Here is a 15,992-nt window from a genome sequence, read left to right on the forward strand (position 1 = left end):
TGACACGCTATGCGCTGGCTTTATACCCTGTTGCTGTTGCTGGCGCTGCCGCTAGTGTTGCTCAGCTTTGTCTGGCGGGCCCGTCACGACAGCGGCTATCTGAAGCGCTGGGCCGAGCGTTTTGGTGTTGTTCCAGCTGGCATGCAGCCGGGGGGTATTGTACTGCATGCGGTTTCGGTCGGAGAAGTGGTGGCAGCAGCGCCACTGATTGAACAGTTGCTAACCAGCTATCCGGCCTTGCCACTCACTGTCACCTGCACCACGCCTACCGGCTCTGCCCGCCTGCTGCAGCAGTTTGGTGGTCGGTTGCAGCACTGCTACCTGCCATTTGATCTGCCTGTTAGTAATCACTGTTTTCTGCAGCGCTTGCAGCCAAGGTTGTTGGTGGTGATGGAAACCGAGCTTTGGCCCAACCTGCTCACAGCAGCCAGGCAGCAGCAGATCCCGCTGGTGGTGGCTAATGCCCGCTTATCGAAGCGCTCAGCCAAAGGCTACCGTCGCTTTTACTGGCTTACCCGCTTGTTGTTGCCGGCCATTCGCTTATTATTAGCTCAGGACAGAGCCAGTTTGCGCCGTTTCCGTGCCCTTGGGCTGGATGTCAGGGCAGGGGAGCTGGCAGGCAACCTGAAATACGAGATGCAGTTGCCGGCAAATTTTGCCATGCAGCAAGCGCAATTCTCCCCTGCCTTTAGCGGCCGTAAGGTTTGGGTCGCAGCCAGCACCCATAGCGGTGAAGACGAACTGATGGTGCAAGCCTACCAGGCCTTGCAGCCACAATTACCAGAGTTGCTGCTGGTGCTGGTGCCGCGGCATCCGGATCGCTTTAGTCATGTGGCTAACCTGGTGCAAAAACATGGCTTGCGCTTGAGCAGGCGCAGCGTGCAGGGACTACCCGACGCCGATAGCCAGGTGTTTCTGGCCGATAGCATGGGCGAGTTGTTGCACTGGTATGCGTTGGCCGATGTAGTTTTTATAGGCGGGAGTCTGATTGAGCGCGGCGGCCACAACCCGCTCGAGGCGATGGCCTTTGGCAAAAGCGTACTCAGTGGGCCCTTTGTATTTAACTTCAGCAGCTTGTTCAAGCAATTAGAGCGTCAACAGTTGGTGTCCTATGCTAGTACCGCAGTTGAGCTTGAGCAACAAGTGCTGCAACAGTTTGCCAATGATGAACTCAGGCTTCAGGCCGGGCAGCGCGCGCAGCAATTTTTCAGACAGCACAGTGGTGCAGCAAAGCGCACTGTAGCGCTGATAGGTTCCCACCTGGCAGGAGTAAATGTTCCGATGAAACAACATCAGGATAAACAGAGTCGCTATTGGTTTAACCCGGTTTTTTTCCAGCAAATTGATGCTGAGCAGTTTGAGCCAGCCTACTGGCAACAACAGCAAGCGGCGCTGGGCCAGGCCAATGGTCGCAGCACCGTCTGGTTTGTACGCCAGGGCGAGCACGAGCTGGTGCTACGCCATTATTACCGCGGCGGCCTGATTGGTAAGCTGAATAAAGACAAGTTCCTGCGGGAGCCAACGCTGGCCAGTCGGGCTATTCGGGAATTTCGTTTGCTGGCTGATTTGCATGCCAGGGGGTTACCGGTTCCACGCCCGGCCGCTGCCCGCATGCGACGGCATGGTTTGTTTTACAGTGCCGATATTCTGGTGGAGCGGATCCCGAACAGTACCGATCTGGCGCAGCTACTGCATAACGAGCGGGCACTTAGCGCCGACGAATGGCGTGAAGTCGGGCGGGTGATTGCCCGGCTGCATCAACAGCAGATTTTTCACTCGGATCTAAATTGCCATAACATCTTGCTGGATCAAGCTGGCAAGGTTTGGCTGATCGACTTTGATAAATGCGGACCGCGCAGCGAGGGCCCCTGGAAACAGCAAAACCTCGATCGTTTGCTGCGCTCTTTGACCAAAGAAAAAAGCAAGCTCAACCCTTTTCATTGGCAGGAGGCGGATTGGCAGCCATTGCTGGCAGGTTATCAAGAGCAACTACAGGAGCAATCAAGTGCAGCTTGATTGGGATGTGATCGTGGTTGGGGCTGGTGCTGCCGGCCTGTTTTGTGCTATCGAGGCTGGTAAGCGTGGTCGTAAGGTGCTGGTGCTGGATAACGGCAAACGCATTGGCCGTAAGATTTTGATGTCCGGTGGCGGCCGCTGCAATTTCACCAATATCTACGCCAGCCCGGACAATTTTATTTCGGCCAACCCGCATTTTTGCAAGTCGGCGCTTAGCCGCTATACCCAATGGGATTTTATCGACCTGGTGCAGCGCTATCAGATCCCTTACCACGAGAAAACCTTAGGCCAGTTGTTTTGTGACGACAGCGCCAAAGACATCGTTGCCATGCTGGCGCAGGAGTGCGACCAGGCCGGCGTTCAGATTGCTTTATCGCAGCAGATCACCGCTGTGAGCTCTGAAGGGGCGGGTTATCTGCTGCGCACAACGACCCATCAGTTGCAGTGTCAGAGTTTGGTGGTGGCCAGTGGTGGTCTTAGTTTGCCTAATCTTGGCGCGACCGCCTTTGGTTATCAGCTGGCCGAGCAATTTGGCCTGAAGGTATTACCGGTGCGGGCTGGCCTGGTACCGCTGACCTGGCAACCCAGTGATAAAGCGGTATTTGAACAGATCAGTGGTGTTTCCTTGCCGGTGACAGCCGAAGCGAACCACATTCTCTTTGCAGAAGACATGCTGTTTACTCACCGTGGTTTAAGTGGCCCGGCCATTTTGCAAATCTCCAGCTACTGGCAGCCTGGCGATGAGCTGCTGGTGAATCTCACACCAGGCCAGGACCTGGCTGCGTTTTTCACTGCTCAACAGCAGCAACACCCGGCGCAGGAGCTAAAAACCACACTGGGTCGTGTATTGCCGAAGCGGCTGGTAGAAATACTGCTGACGCTGAAGGTATTTCAAAACCAGCCACTCAAAGCACTGAATCCGAAAAGCATCGAACGGCTTTGCGACAGCCTTACCCACTATGTGTTTAAACCCAATGGTACCGAAGGCTACCGCACCGCCGAAGTAACGCTTGGTGGGGTTGATACCGATGATTTATCCTCGAAAACCATGGAAGCCAAGCAACAAAGCGGCCTGTACTTTATCGGCGAAGTGGTCGATGTCACCGGCTGGCTCGGCGGCTACAACTTCCAGTGGGCCTGGAGCTCGGGTTGGGTTGCTGGCCAGTATTGTTAATACGGCTAGTACTTCAACTTAAACAACAACTCCGCCAGATCCGGTTGCCAGAGATCGTCTTTGCGCACCCGGTTGTTTTTGAGTAGCACCCCTTCATCCTGCAGCAGCTGACGTTGGCACTTGGCGCTATCAGAGCCGGTTGGGAAAGCCAGGCTACGATCACTGCGTAGCACCCGGTGCCAGGGTACTGCCAGCTCTTTTGGTGCATACCCCAGTGCTTTGCCGACCAGCCGGGCGCGTCCCGGCAAGCCGGCTAAATCGGCAATCTGACCATAGCTGGCAACTTTGCCAGCGGGAATTTGCAGCACTGTGTGCCAGATGCGGGCATAGTAGGGATTGGTTGTTGTCATCAGGCTTTGTCGTGTCAGGCTGTTATTTGTTTAGCCTGACACAAGCAGAGATAATGAGGCAAGGCTTAGGCAATTTGTTGATCAATATCTACTTCGGAATAGCAGGCCTGAAACAGCACTTTGCGTAAAGCCAGCTGCATCGCTTCGGCGATCGGCAGGCTGCTGCGGCTTAGCTCGTAGTCCAGTTGATTCACCTGTTGGCGGGCATGGCTGAGCATGGGAGGCGGATCGGACTCCATCGCGATCAGGGTGTCGGCATAGGCGCTGCTGCGATCCTCTTTAATGGTTTTACAGGTAGATAACGCGGTTTTGCCATGCTTATCCCGGTAACCGGCAGCACCAAAGGTACGGCACAGGGTAGGGCGCCATTGATAAATACGGCACTGTCCCTGTTTGCCATCGAAGGATAAGGCTTGGTACATCGGGCAGCTGTTGCCAGCTGGGGCCGCTTCTAGTTGTGCCAGTGTGGATTCGGCCGTGCCCTGATCAAACAGGTGCATTGCCAGCGGCAACATATCCAGCACCGTGGCTTCAATCTCCGGGTGCAGGCAGCAGGCACCACAACCACTGCGGCAATGAAGACCGCGTGCTTGTTGGTAACCGGCATAGATGTCCGCCATTTCGCCATACACAGCCTCAACACGACGCGACAATTCACGCAGTCGTTGCATAAAGACTCCGAACGAAAAAGCAAATAAAGTAAGAAACGTAGGTACTCAGAAACCAACGGCTTGTTGGCGCAACTATTGTATGCGGTGGATAAAATTCCAGCAACAGAATTTTAATCCTAGATGGCGCTGAACGAACTGCGTAGTGTTTCCAGCACTCTTTGTTTAGAATAGCGCCATGATTTAGTTTCTGAGCCAGCCATGGAAATCCTTGTAGAGCAAGATGGACGCGATTACTCCACCTTTCGTTTGCCTGCACGGTTAGCGACCGTTTACCAATGCCAGCAATTGGATGATTTGCGCCAGGTGCCTTTAGAGCCTAAACCGCGGGTTCAGGGAGAGGGCAGCAATACCGTTTTTATTGGCGATGAATTGCCACCGCTGTGTCGTTTTGTTGCATCGACTAAAGAACTACGCTGGTTGGATGATGACCGTGCTCTGCTGCATGTAGAAGCAGGGCACAACTGGCACCAGCTGGTGTGCTGGACGGTTGAGCAAGGCTTGTGGGGGCTTGAAAACCTAGCGCTCATCCCAGGCTCCGTTGGCGCTGCTCCTGTGCAAAACATAGGCGCCTATGGCGTTGAACTGGCTGATCGCTGCCGCTATGTTGATTTTTTTCACTGGGACAGCCAGCAAGTGCAACGACTTGATGTAAGCGATTGTGCTTTTGCCTACCGTGACAGCGTGTTTAAACATCAGTTGGCCGGACAGGGAGTGATCGTGGCGGTTGGGTTTACCTTATCTAAAAGCCCGCGTCGGGTGCTCAGTTATCAGGGACTGGATAAGTTGCCTGCGAACTGCACTTTGCAGCAGGTATTGGCGACAGTGGTGACCATTCGTCAGTCCAAACTGCCGGACCCGGGTGAACTAGCCAATTGCGGCAGTTTTTTTAAAAACCCTTTGCTGCCGGAAAAAATAGCTCAGGCTTTGCAGCTGCGTTACCCGGCCATGCCGGTCTTTGCTCAGGGCAAGGGGCAGAGCAAATTGTCGGCCGCCTGGTTGATTGATCAGGCCGGCTTTAAGGGCAAAAAGCTGGGGGATATTGGCTGTTACAGCCGCCAGCCGCTGGTATTGGTCAACCATGGAGCTGGTACGGCCGAACAATTGTTGCAGCTCATTGAGAGCATTCAATTGCAGGTACAGACAAGGTTTGGTGTGGCATTGGAGACGGAAGTGCAATTGGTCGGTCAGTTAAGCCATCGTGCGAGCGTCTCTCTATGAGCAAACTATCGGGTAACTTGCGATGAGCGAGCAAAGCAGCTGGCAAGTACAGCGGCAGTTGTTGCACTATTTAAGCGATGGCCAGTTTTATTCCGGCAGCTGGCTCGGTGAGCAGCTGAGCCTGAGCCGCACCGCGATTGCCAATCATATGCAGCAGCTGCAACAGTTGGGGCTGGATATTTTCAGTGTCAAAGGCAAAGGTTACCGCCTGGCCAGCCCGTTGCAGCTGCTCGATAGCAGCGTTATCCAGCAGTGGCAAAGCGACGAGAGCGCCCCTGTTGAAGTGCTGTCGATTACTGATTCAACCAATTTGCAGCTGATGCAGCGATTGCAGCAAGGTGAAATCCTGCCAAAGGGGCTGGCGTTGGTGGCTGAAGCTCAAACCGCAGGACGTGGGCGTCATGGTAGGGCCTGGTACTCGCCCTTTGCCGCCAGTTTGTCGTTTTCCATGGTGTGGCAACTGGAGCAGGGTATACAGGCGGCTATGGGCTTGAGCTTGGTCATAGGGGTAGCAGTCGCCGAGTTGCTGGAGCATGACTACCAGCTGCCGGTAGCATTGAAATGGCCGAATGATATCTATTTGCAGGGCAAGAAACTGGCGGGTGTGCTGATAGAGCTATCCGGCCAGAGTGATGGCCGTTGTCAGTTGGTGATTGGTATTGGTATCAATGTGCAGTTGTCGGCAGCTCAGGCTGAGCAAAGCATCGACCAACCCTGGATTGACTTAACCACTGTTTTAGGGCCGCTGGATAGGAATCGATTGGTTGCGGGGCTTCAGGCCAGTTGTGCTAAACATTTGCAGCGTTTTGAGCAGTCGGGTTTTGCTGCTTTCCAGGCGGCGTTTAATCGTCGGCAATTGTTTTTGCAGCAGCCGGTACGTTTAACCCAGGGCCAGCAGGTGGTGCGTGGTATTTGTCATGGGGTGGATGCGCAGGGTAATCTGGTGATTGAATCTCAGGGTAAAAAGCAATTGTTTCACGGTGGTGAATTGAGCCTGCGGGCGGAGAACTGAACCATGTATTTGTTGCTGGATATTGGTAATACCCGAAGTAAAGCCATGCTGGCCAGCTCTGCCGGCAGCATGCAGCGGCTGGACTTACAAAATAACACAACGGATTTATCCGCTGTGCAAGCCGTTTATTATGCTGCGGTGGCCGGGCAGGACAAGGTGCAAGCCTTAAAAAAGCAGTTGCAGCTGCAAGACAAGCCCTGGCGGCAAATTGAAAGCGATGCATACAGTTTCGGTGTGCGCAATTGTTACAGTCAGCCGCATTTGCTTGGGGTGGACCGTTGGTTGGGCATGCTGGGTGCCAATTGGCTGCAACCAGACACGGATGTACTGGTGGTGGATGCTGGTACTGCGGTGACACTGGATTGGTTAAGTGCGGACGGTGCGCATCAGGGCGGCTGGATCCTGCCAGGCCTGAAGTTGCAACAACAAAGTGTGGTGCAAAAAACCGCTAAAGTTTTCAATGCCGATACCCATCAGGCCCGGTTGCAGCTCGGTGATGATACCGTGTCCTGTTTGCAGAATGGCTGTTTGGCCTCGGTGCTAGGCGCAATTCAACAAGCCTGGGAGTTGCAGTCCATGCAGCAGTTGTTGTTGACCGGTGGCGATACTCAGTTTCTGGCGCCTTACTTGAAACAGTATCCACTTCGATTGGAGCCTGATTTATTGTTTTATGGCCTCAGTCGTTTTATTGACAGTTAATGTGGTCTTTGTCGCTTTTGGCTAAGAATTGGGCATTCAATGCATTTAATTGCACTTTTCGCTTTTTTTCTGTTGCGCCTGCCAAATCATTCTACTAGAATTCGCACCCACTGACGTTGTGCCGCTTTAGCTCAGTTGGTAGAGCAACTGACTTGTAATCAGTAGGTCATCCGTTCGACTCGGATAAGCGGCACCATTAGTGGAGGGGTTCCCGAGTGGTCAAAGGGATCAGACTGTAAATCTGCCGGCTCAGCCTTCGAAGGTTCGAATCCTTCCCCCTCCACCACTTTCGTCAGCCATGGCTACGAGTAGATTGCGGGCATCGTATAATGGCTATTACCTCAGCCTTCCAAGCTGATGATGCGGGTTCGATTCCCGCTGCCCGCTCCAAGCAATTTTTTTGATGCTGATATAGCTCAGGCGGTAGAGCGCATCCTTGGTAAGGATGAGGTCCCCAGTTCGATTCTGGGTATCAGCACCACTTCTTGTTTCATCTCTCGTAACTACATTCTAATTTCAAGCATGAACCGCCGTTAAAGGAAGGGTTTTTATTATGGCTAAGGCTAAATTTGAACGCGTAAAACCGCACGTAAACGTAGGCACCATCGGCCACGTTGACCACGGTAAAACAACTCTGACTGCAGCTATCACCAACGTGCTGGCAAAGCATTACGGCGGTCAGGCATTTGCTTTTGATCAAATCGACAAAGCACCGGAAGAAAAAGCGCGTGGTATTACCATCAATACCTCTCACGTAGAATACGACACGCCGTCACGTCACTATGCGCACGTTGACTGCCCAGGTCACGCAGACTACGTGAAAAACATGATTACCGGTGCAGCGCAGATGGACGGCGCAATTCTGGTAGTAGCGGCGACAGACGGCCCAATGCCACAAACGCGTGAGCACATCCTGTTATCACGTCAGGTAGGTGTTCCGTTCATCATCGTGTTCATGAACAAATGTGACATGGTTGATGACGAAGAGCTGTTAGAGCTGGTAGAGATGGAAGTGCGTGAGCTTCTGTCAGACTACGACTTCCCAGGTGACGACCTGCCAGTTATTCAGGGTTCAGCTCTGAAAGCATTGGAAGGCGACGCGAAGTGGGAAGAAAAAATCATCGAGCTGGGCAATGCGCTGGATACTTACATTCCAGAGCCAGTGCGCGCGATTGATAAGCCATTCATCATGCCAATCGAAGACGTGTTCTCAATTGCAGGCCGTGGTACCGTAGTGACTGGTCGTGTAGAGCAGGGCATCATCAAAGTTGGTGAAGAAGTTGAGATTGTTGGTATCCGTGATACCACCAAGACCACTTGTACTGGTGTAGAGATGTTCCGCAAGCTGCTGGACGAAGGCCGTGCTGGTGAGAACGTAGGTGCGCTGTTGCGTGGAACCAAGCGTGAAGACGTAGAACGTGGTCAGGTACTGGCGAAGCCAGGCTCCATCAAGCCACACACCAAGTTTGAAGGTGAAGTGTACGTATTGTCCAAAGACGAAGGTGGCCGTCATACGCCATTCTTCAAAGGCTACCGTCCACAGTTCTACTTCCGTACTACAGACGTAACTGGAGCAGTAGAGTTGCCAGAAGGCGTTGAGATGGTCATGCCAGGCGACAACCTGAAGTTTGTGGTTGAGCTGATTGCACCAATCGCGATGGACGAAGGTCTGCGGTTCGCAATCCGTGAAGGCGGCCGTACGGTAGGTGCTGGTGTTGTATCAAAAATCATCGCTTAATTGCCGGTGATGTAAGAAGAAGGCTCCGTAAGGGGCCTTTTTTTTGTGCTGTTTTTGCCTTAAGACAAATTCAAACACTTGTTTGAAAGCTGACATTATGCGAAGCTGCTAACAGATCCGTCCAGTTAGGAGACCAATAATGAGTCAGTATCTAGCCCCGCTCAACGACATGAAGTTCCAGTTGTTTGATGTCTGGCAAGTCCAGCAGCACTGGCAAGAGGTGCCTGCGCTGGCCGAGCAGCTCGAACCCGAAACCGCCGAAGCCATTCTGCAGGAAGCCGCGAAGATCTGTGAGCAACAAATCGCGCCTTTAAGCCAGCAGGCTGACATGACCGGTGTGCAGCTGCACGATGGTGTTGTGACAACCCCTGAGCATTATCAGGCAAATTACCGCGCCTGGTGCGAGGGTGGCTGGGCCGGTTTTAGTGGCGATCCTGAGTACGGTGGCATGGGCATGCCTAAAGTGCTGTCGATGATGCTGGATGAAATGATGTGCAGCGCCGACATCGCCTTCTCACTCTATCCTGGTCTGACTGCAGGGGCCTGCGTCACTTTGCAGCAATACGCCACAGATGAAGTTAAGGCTCTTTATCTGCCAAAACTTTACAGCGGAGAATGGTCAGCAACTATGTGCCTGACCGAAAGCCATGCCGGCTCCGATTTGGGTTTAATGCGCAGCAAAGCGGAGCCACAACAGGATGGTAGCTATCGCATTAGTGGCAGTAAAATCTTTATCACTGCCGGGGAGCATGATCTTACCGAGAATATTATTCATCTGGTATTGGCCAAGTTGCCGGATGCCCCAGCCGGTAGTCGCGGCATTTCATTATTTATTGTACCGAAGCTTATACCGGATGCTGCCGGCAACCCGGGGCAGCGTAATGCACTCCATTGCGGCTCCATCGAACACAAAATGGGCATTCATGCATCCGCTACCTGTGTCATGAACTTTGATGGAGCTACCGGCTATTTGCTGGGAGAGCCGCACAAAGGGCTGGCGGCCATGTTTACGATGATGAATTATGAGCGCCTTGCGATGGGCAGTCAGGGCCTTGGAGCTGCAGAGCGAGCTTGGCAAAATGCGCTGGCATATGCCCATGATCGGTTGCAGGGCCGTATCACTGAACGTGATGCCAATAAAGCCGAGCCTATCATCCGTCACCCGGATGTACAGCGAATGTTGCATACCATACAGTCATTAAACGAAGCAGGCCGGAGCTTTTCTACCTGGGTCGCGCTGCAGCTGGATAAAGCTAAATACAGTGGTGATGAACAAGGGCAGCAACTGGCGAATTTACTCACGCCCATTGCCAAAGCTTTTATGACTGACCTGGGACTCGAATGTACCGTTCATGCACAGCAGGTGTTTGGTGGCCATGGGTACATCAAAGAATGGGGCATGGAGCAATTGGTGCGTGATGTGCGGATTGCCCAAATCTACGAAGGTACCAATGGCATTCAGGCCGCTGATTTTATGTTGCGGAAAGTGGCTGGTGATAAGGGAGCTGTACTACTGGCGCTGTTTGCAGAGATTGAACATTGGCTGGATGCAGCCAATCCACAGCATCAACAGTTAGCCGCCTACTTACAAAGATCCAGCGTGTTGACGCAATCTTTGCTCCAACGTGCTGCAGAGAATAAAGCCCTGTTAGCAGACTATGCCTACGAGTTTATGACGTTGAATGGCTACCTGCTCTATGGCTATATGTGGCTAAAGCAAGTCGATGCATTGGAGCGCGCTGAGATTGCGATTGAAACAAAGCACCAAAAACAGCAGATGGCTGACTTCTATTTCAAGCGCATCTTGCCACGTGCTGAGGCATTGTTATTGATCATGCAGGAATAAATGGGCAAAAAATTTACAATAAAGGCGCGTTCTGCGCTTTTATTGTATGATGAGCCATCCGTAGCCGTATTGAGGAGGCAGGTATGCGTTCCCTGGTGGTGTTTGTCCTGGTATTGGTCAGCATGCCTATGCTGGCGATGGATGCGTTGGATAAAAGGATGAGCGAAGAGGACTGGGATAACTACTCCCCCTTTACTTTGCTGCCCCATCGCAATAACTACCTGCAGCCGCTGAGTTACGCCAAAGGTTTGCGTGAAACCATCAACCGGGATGGTGACAGCGCCCCGATGGAGCGGTTTGAAACCAAGTTCCAGCTTAGTCTGAAAACACCTTTATGGAGCCGGGTGTATCAGGATAAAGGCTACGTGTTTTTTGCCTTCACCCAGCAGGCGTATTGGCAGTCCTACAACAGTGCCGTGTCCTCACCTTTTCGAGAAACTAACTACGAACCAGAGCTGATTCTGGCATTCCCACATTTTTACGGAGTGGATCAGGCTGCCAGCCGTATCATCAGTATCAGCCTGTCGCATCAGTCCAATGGCCGCGCAGGAGAACTATCGCGGAGTTGGAATCGATTAAAACTCAATTGGATTGGCTCAATTGGTGATGTTTTTGTCAGTGTCACACCCTGGTATCGTTTTCCGGAGCGTGAAAAGCGTTTTGAAGGGGACCCTAAAGGCGATGACAATCCGGATATTAGTCATTATATGGGCTATTTCGAGATCTCAGCCGCTTACAAAAATCAAAGTGAAACCTACCGGATGATGCTCAGAAACAATCTTAAAAGCGATAACAAAGGGGCTTTACAACTGTCTTATTCCAGGCCAATGAACAAGTACCTACGCTGGTACGTATCATTTTTTACCGGTTACGGCGACAGTTTGATTGACTACAACCGGCCAGTCACCCGCTTTGGTTTAGGTTTTGAACTGAACGATGTGATCTAGCTACCAACGAAATACAGAAACCGCTTGAGTTTTCATCACAATTCTATATAATGCGCGTCCGACCTTGTATTAGGTAGGTGCGGTAAGAGGCAACTCTTGCCCCGACAATGCTCCCGATTGGGGAGCAACTGTACTTCGCTGCAAAGGCTCACTCCTACTAGGAGTTGTGCTTTTGTTATTTTTTGCTCTTTTTGCTCTTTGAGGCTTTGATTTATGAGTAATCAAAGGATACGTATCCGCCTGAAAGCGTTCGATCACCGTTTGATCGATCAGTCAACTTTAGAAATCGTTGACACAGCCAAGCGTACCGGTGCCCAGGTTCGTGGTCCAATTCCACTGCCAACTCGCCAGGAACGTTTTACTGTCTTGATTTCTCCTCACGTCAATAAAGATGCACGTGATCAGTACGAAATCCGTACCCACAAGCGTCTGATCGATATCGTTGAGCCAACGGATAAAACCGTAGATGCTCTGATGCGATTGGATCTGCCTGCTGGTGTTGACGTTCAAATCAGCCTGGGCTGACAAGACAGGTTTTAAGAGAGGTTTAGGAAATGGCTATCGGTTTAGTCGGTCGTAAAGTAGGAATGACCCGCATCTTCACTGAAGATGGCGTCTCTATTCCTGTTACCGTAATCGAAGCGACACCAAATCGCGTGACTGCTGTGAAGTCTCAAGAGACTGACGGCTACAGCGCGTTGCAAGTGACTGCTGGTACTGTGAAGGCAAGCCGCCTGAGCAAGCCAGAAGCTGGTCACTTCGCTAAAGTAGGTGTTGAAGCTGGTCGTGGTCTGTGGGAATTCCGTTTGGCAGACAATGAAAGCAACGACATCCAGGTGGGTAGCGAGATTACTGTTGAAATTTTCGCGGAAACCAAGAAAGTTGATGTGGTTGGCACATCAAAAGGTAAGGGTTTCGCTGGTGGCGTTAAACGCTGGAACTTCCGCACCCAGGATGCTACGCACGGTAACTCTTTGTCACACCGTGCACCAGGTTCGATTGGTCAAAACCAATCACCAGGTAAAGTATTCAAAGGTAAGAAGATGGCCGGTCACATGGGCGCTGAGCGCGTGACAGTCCAGTCTCTGGAAGTGGTCCGTGTTGATGCAGAGCGTAACATCCTGCTGGTAAAAGGTGCTGTACCTGGTGCCATCGGCGGCGATGTGATCGTGAAGCCTGCGGTCAAAAGCTAACGTCTGGGGAGATAAGTGATGGAATTAGCATTACGGGACGCAAAAGGCGTTCTTGAAGTTTCCGAAGCGACCTTTGGACGTGAATTTAACGAAGCGCTGGTTCACCAGGTCGTTGTTGCGTATGCAGCAGGTGCCCGTCAGGGAAGCCGTGCTCAGAAAACGCGTTCAGAAGTTCGCGGTGGCGGCAAGAAGCCATGGCGTCAAAAAGGTACTGGCCGTGCCCGTGCCGGTACAATCCGCAGCCCTATCTGGCGCAGCGGTGGTGTGACTTTTGCGGCCAAGCCACAAGATCACAGCCAGAAAGTAAATCGTAAAATGTACCGTGGTGCCATCAGAAGTATTCTGTCTGAGCTGGTACGCCAGGATCGCCTGGTTGTGGTAGAAAACTTCACCGTTGAAACGCCGAAGACCAAAGAATTGGTTGGCAAGCTGAAAGCGATGGAGCTGAAAGACGTGCTGATCGTGACCAACGATGTCGATGAGAACTTGTTCTTATCAGCGCGCAACCTGTACAAGGTTGACGTGCGTGATGTTCACGGTATTGATCCAGCCAGTCTGATTGCCTTTGATAAAGTGCTGATGACAGCTGCTGCGGTGAAACAACTTGAGGAGCTGTTAGCATGATGCGCGAAGAACGTTTGCTGAAAGTAATTCTTGCTCCGCATGTATCTGAAAAGAGCACCATTGCGGCAGAAAACTTCAACACCGTCGTTTTCAAAGTAGCTACTACTGCGACCAAAGCCGATATCAAAGCTGCTGTACAAAAGCTGTTTGATGTCGAAGTCACTGCTGTAAACACGGTCAACGTGAAGGGTAAAACCAAGCGTACCGGTTTGCGCGTGGGCAAGCGTAGCGACTGGAAAAAGGCCTACGTCACCCTGAAAGAAGGCAGCGAAATCGATTTCGTTGGCGGCGCTGAGTAAGAAGAGGAGTTAGGAAATGGCACTTGTAAAGTGTAAACCTACATCACCAGGTCGTCGCCACGTCATCAAAGTGGTTAACCCGGACCTGTACAAAGGTAAGCCTTACGCTCCTTTGTTAGAGAAGAAAAGCAAGACTGGTGGTCGTAACAACAATGGTCGCATTACTACGCGTCACATTGGTGGTGGCCATAAGCAACATTACCGTCTGGTTGATTTCAAGCGCACCAAAGATGGCATTCCTGCCAAAGTTGAGCGCCTGGAATACGATCCAAACCGTACTGCGAACATCGCTTTGGTGCTGTATGCAGATGGTGAGCGTCGTTACATCCTGGCGCCTAAAGGCATGAAAGCTGGTGATACTGTGCAGTCAGGTGTTGATGCACCTATCAAAGCAGGTAACACCCTGCCGATGCGCAACATCCCGGTTGGTCAGGTGGTGCACAATGTCGAAATGAAGCCAGGTAAGGGCGGCCAGATGGCGCGTTCAGCCGGAGCCTTCATCCAGATTATCGCCCGTGATGGTGCTTATGTATTGCTGCGTTTACGCAGTGGTGAAACACGTAAAGTACTGGCTGACTGCCGTGCAACCATCGGTGAGATTGGTAATGCCGAGCACATGCTGCGTCAATACGGTAAAGCGGGTGCTACGCGCTGGCGCGGTGTTCGTCCTACTGTACGTGGTGTGGTAATGAACCCGGTGGATCACCCACACGGTGGTGGTGAAGGCCGTACTTCTGGTGGCCGTCACCCAGTAACACCATGGGGCGTACCGACCAAAGGGTACAAGACTCGTTCAAACAAGCGTACTGATAAATTAATCGTACGTCGTCGTGATAAATAATTTGTGAGGAATTGCCATGCCACGTTCTCTCAAGAAAGGTCCATTTATCGACCTTCACTTGCTGAAGAAGGTAGAGAAAGCGTTGGAAAGCGGTGACAAGAAGCCTATTAAGACTTGGAGCCGTCGTTCAATGATCATACCTGATATGATCGGATTGACCATCGCTGTCCATAATGGTCGTCAACATGTACCTGTGTTTGTCTCTGAAGAGATGGTAGGTCACAAGCTGGGCGAATTTGCCCCAACTCGTACTTATCGTGGTCATGCGGCAGACAAAAAGGCCAAGAAACGCTAAGGGGTGAATCATGCAAGCATTAGCTAAACACAAATTTGCCCGTTCTTCTGCACAGAAAGCTCGTCTGGTTGCTGATCAGATCCGCGGACTGCCAGTAGATAAGGCGTTGGATATCCTGACGTACAGCCCGAAAAAAGCTGCACATCTGGTGAAAAATGTCCTTTTATCAGCCGTAGCCAACGCAGAGCACAACGAAGGTGCTGACATTGATACGTTGAAAGTGCAAACCATCTTTGTAGATGAAGCACCATCGATGAAGCGTATCAAGCCACGCGCTAAAGGCCGTGCTGACCGTATCGTCAAGCGTACCAGTCACATTACTGTGATCGTAGCTGATAACTAGGAGTGAGAAATGGGACAGAAAGTACATCCTAACGGGATTCGCCTAGGTATCACTAAGCCTTGGAGCTCGACCTGGTTCGCGAATTCGAAAGACTTTCCGGACTTCCTGAATGGTGATTTCAAGGTGCGTCAGTACCTGACCAAAGAACTGAAATCAGCTTCTGTAAGCCGGATTGATATCGAGCGTCCAGCCAAGAGCATCCGTGTGACTATTCACACCGCTCGTCCAGGCATCGTGATCGGTAAAAAAGGTGAAGATGTTGAGAAACTGCGCAAGCGCGTTGCAGCGATTGCAGGCGTACCTGCTCAGATCAATATCTCTGAGATTCGTAAACCTGAGCTGGATGCCAAACTGGTTGCTGACAACATCAGCAGTCAGCTGGAGCGTCGTGTCATGTTCCGTCGCGCCATGAAGCGTGCGGTACAAAATGCGATGCGCACTGGCGCAAAAGGCATCAAGGTTGAAGTAAGCGGTCGTTTGGGCGGTGCAGAAATTGCCCGTACCGAGTGGTACCGTGAAGGTCGTGTACCGCTGCATACACTGCGGGCTGACATTGACTATTCAACCTCTGAAGCATTAACCACTTACGGTATCATTGGTGTGAAAGTGTGGATCTTTAAAGGAGAAATCCTGGGTCAACTGCCTTTGGCAAACAGCAACACCAACAACACGAATCAGCCTAAAGCGCCGAAGAAAGCTGCCGGCCGTAAAGGTAAGTAGGGGTAT

Annotated in this window: 18 protein-coding genes and 4 tRNA genes; 20 read left to right on the forward strand and 2 right to left on the reverse strand. The window is 51.8% G+C overall.

What is annotated here, in order from left to right; genetic code table 11:
* The first annotated feature begins 9 nt into the window (after nucleotides 1-9).
* Complete coding sequence (gene waaA / locus BLW37_RS16245; protein ID WP_091344829.1) at nucleotides 10-2,016, forward strand: lipid IV(A) 3-deoxy-D-manno-octulosonic acid transferase; 2,007 nt, start codon at nucleotides 10-12, stop codon at nucleotides 2,014-2,016.
* Nucleotides 2,006-3,190: a BaiN/RdsA family NAD(P)/FAD-dependent oxidoreductase gene (locus BLW37_RS16250; protein ID WP_091344831.1), complete on the forward strand. Its 1,185-nt coding sequence runs from the start codon at nucleotides 2,006-2,008 to the stop codon at nucleotides 3,188-3,190. Before waaA ends, BLW37_RS16250 begins: the two co-directional genes overlap by 11 nt.
* Before the next feature lie 5 nt (nucleotides 3,191-3,195).
* On the opposite strand, the gene BLW37_RS16255 is transcribed toward BLW37_RS16250, so the two are convergent.
* Both BLW37_RS16255 and BLW37_RS16260 read right to left on the reverse strand, forming a co-directional pair.
* Nucleotides 3,196-3,540: an MGMT family protein gene (locus BLW37_RS16255; RefSeq protein ID WP_091344833.1), complete on the reverse strand. Its 345-nt coding sequence runs from the start codon at nucleotides 3,538-3,540 to the stop codon at nucleotides 3,196-3,198.
* 65 nt (nucleotides 3,541-3,605) lie between these two features.
* Nucleotides 3,606-4,211 carry a YkgJ family cysteine cluster protein gene (locus BLW37_RS16260; RefSeq protein WP_091344835.1) on the reverse strand — a complete coding sequence of 202 codons (606 nt, stop codon included), beginning with the start codon at nucleotides 4,209-4,211 and terminating at the stop codon, nucleotides 3,606-3,608.
* A 198-nt stretch (nucleotides 4,212-4,409) separates the two neighbouring features.
* Between BLW37_RS16260 and murB the strand changes: the two genes are divergently transcribed.
* The 18 genes from murB to rpsC all read left to right on the forward strand — a co-directional run bounded on the left by murB (nucleotide 4,410) and on the right by rpsC (nucleotide 15,986).
* Nucleotides 4,410-5,429, forward strand: coding sequence for a UDP-N-acetylmuramate dehydrogenase (gene murB / locus BLW37_RS16265; protein ID WP_091344837.1), 1,020 nt, complete (start codon nucleotides 4,410-4,412; stop codon nucleotides 5,427-5,429).
* A 22-nt stretch (nucleotides 5,430-5,451) separates the two neighbouring features.
* A complete protein-coding gene (birA, locus tag BLW37_RS16270; protein WP_091344839.1) occupies nucleotides 5,452-6,441 on the forward strand; it encodes a bifunctional biotin--[acetyl-CoA-carboxylase] ligase/biotin operon repressor BirA in 990 nt (329 codons plus the stop codon).
* A gap of 3 nt (nucleotides 6,442-6,444) precedes the next feature.
* A complete protein-coding gene (locus tag BLW37_RS16275) occupies nucleotides 6,445-7,140 on the forward strand; it encodes a type III pantothenate kinase (RefSeq protein ID WP_091344841.1) in 696 nt (231 codons plus the stop codon).
* A 120-nt stretch (nucleotides 7,141-7,260) separates the two neighbouring features.
* A tRNA-Thr gene (locus tag BLW37_RS16280) sits at nucleotides 7,261-7,336 on the forward strand.
* Nucleotides 7,337-7,341: 5 nt separating this feature from the next.
* A tRNA-Tyr gene (locus BLW37_RS16285) sits at nucleotides 7,342-7,426 on the forward strand.
* A 29-nt stretch (nucleotides 7,427-7,455) separates the two neighbouring features.
* Nucleotides 7,456-7,530: transfer RNA gene (locus tag BLW37_RS16290), tRNA-Gly, on the forward strand.
* A 15-nt stretch (nucleotides 7,531-7,545) separates the two neighbouring features.
* Nucleotides 7,546-7,621, forward strand: a tRNA-Thr gene (locus BLW37_RS16295).
* 72 nt (nucleotides 7,622-7,693) lie between these two features.
* Nucleotides 7,694-8,878, forward strand: a complete 1,185-nt coding sequence (gene tuf / locus BLW37_RS16300; protein ID WP_091344842.1) for an elongation factor Tu — start codon at nucleotides 7,694-7,696, stop codon at nucleotides 8,876-8,878.
* A 139-nt stretch (nucleotides 8,879-9,017) separates the two neighbouring features.
* Entirely contained in the window at nucleotides 9,018-10,724 is a 1,707-nt protein-coding gene (locus tag BLW37_RS16305; protein WP_091344844.1) for an acyl-CoA dehydrogenase family protein, read from the forward strand.
* Between the two features lie 83 nt (nucleotides 10,725-10,807).
* Nucleotides 10,808-11,671, forward strand: a complete 864-nt coding sequence (locus BLW37_RS16310; protein WP_091344846.1) for a phospholipase A — start codon at nucleotides 10,808-10,810, stop codon at nucleotides 11,669-11,671.
* 213 nt (nucleotides 11,672-11,884) lie between these two features.
* Entirely contained in the window at nucleotides 11,885-12,196 is a 312-nt protein-coding gene (rpsJ, locus tag BLW37_RS16315) for a 30S ribosomal protein S10 (RefSeq protein ID WP_091344848.1), read from the forward strand.
* A 29-nt stretch (nucleotides 12,197-12,225) separates the two neighbouring features.
* Complete coding sequence (gene rplC / locus BLW37_RS16320; RefSeq protein ID WP_091344850.1) at nucleotides 12,226-12,864, forward strand: 50S ribosomal protein L3; 639 nt, start codon at nucleotides 12,226-12,228, stop codon at nucleotides 12,862-12,864.
* Nucleotides 12,865-12,882: 18 nt separating this feature from the next.
* Entirely contained in the window at nucleotides 12,883-13,488 is a 606-nt protein-coding gene (gene rplD, locus BLW37_RS16325) for a 50S ribosomal protein L4 (RefSeq protein ID WP_091344851.1), read from the forward strand.
* Nucleotides 13,485-13,787 carry a 50S ribosomal protein L23 gene (rplW, locus tag BLW37_RS16330; protein ID WP_091344853.1) on the forward strand — a complete coding sequence of 101 codons (303 nt, stop codon included), beginning with the start codon at nucleotides 13,485-13,487 and terminating at the stop codon, nucleotides 13,785-13,787. Before rplD ends, rplW begins: the two co-directional genes overlap by 4 nt.
* Nucleotides 13,788-13,803: 16 nt before the next feature.
* Nucleotides 13,804-14,628 (forward strand): 50S ribosomal protein L2, encoded by an 825-nt coding sequence (rplB, locus tag BLW37_RS16335; RefSeq protein ID WP_091344854.1) that lies wholly within the window; start codon nucleotides 13,804-13,806, stop codon nucleotides 14,626-14,628.
* Between the two features lie 16 nt (nucleotides 14,629-14,644).
* On the forward strand, nucleotides 14,645-14,923 hold the full coding sequence (rpsS, locus tag BLW37_RS16340) for a 30S ribosomal protein S19 (protein WP_019677720.1): 279 nt from the start codon (nucleotides 14,645-14,647) through the stop codon (nucleotides 14,921-14,923).
* 10 nt (nucleotides 14,924-14,933) lie between these two features.
* Complete coding sequence (gene rplV / locus BLW37_RS16345) at nucleotides 14,934-15,266, forward strand: 50S ribosomal protein L22 (protein WP_091344855.1); 333 nt, start codon at nucleotides 14,934-14,936, stop codon at nucleotides 15,264-15,266.
* 9 nt (nucleotides 15,267-15,275) lie between these two features.
* Nucleotides 15,276-15,986: a 30S ribosomal protein S3 gene (gene rpsC / locus BLW37_RS16350; RefSeq protein WP_091344856.1), complete on the forward strand. Its 711-nt coding sequence runs from the start codon at nucleotides 15,276-15,278 to the stop codon at nucleotides 15,984-15,986.
* Nucleotides 15,987-15,992 lie beyond the last annotated feature (6 nt).

Source organism: Alkalimonas amylolytica, assembly GCF_900107845.1.
Classification (GTDB): domain Bacteria; phylum Pseudomonadota; class Gammaproteobacteria; order Enterobacterales; family Alteromonadaceae; genus Alkalimonas; species Alkalimonas amylolytica.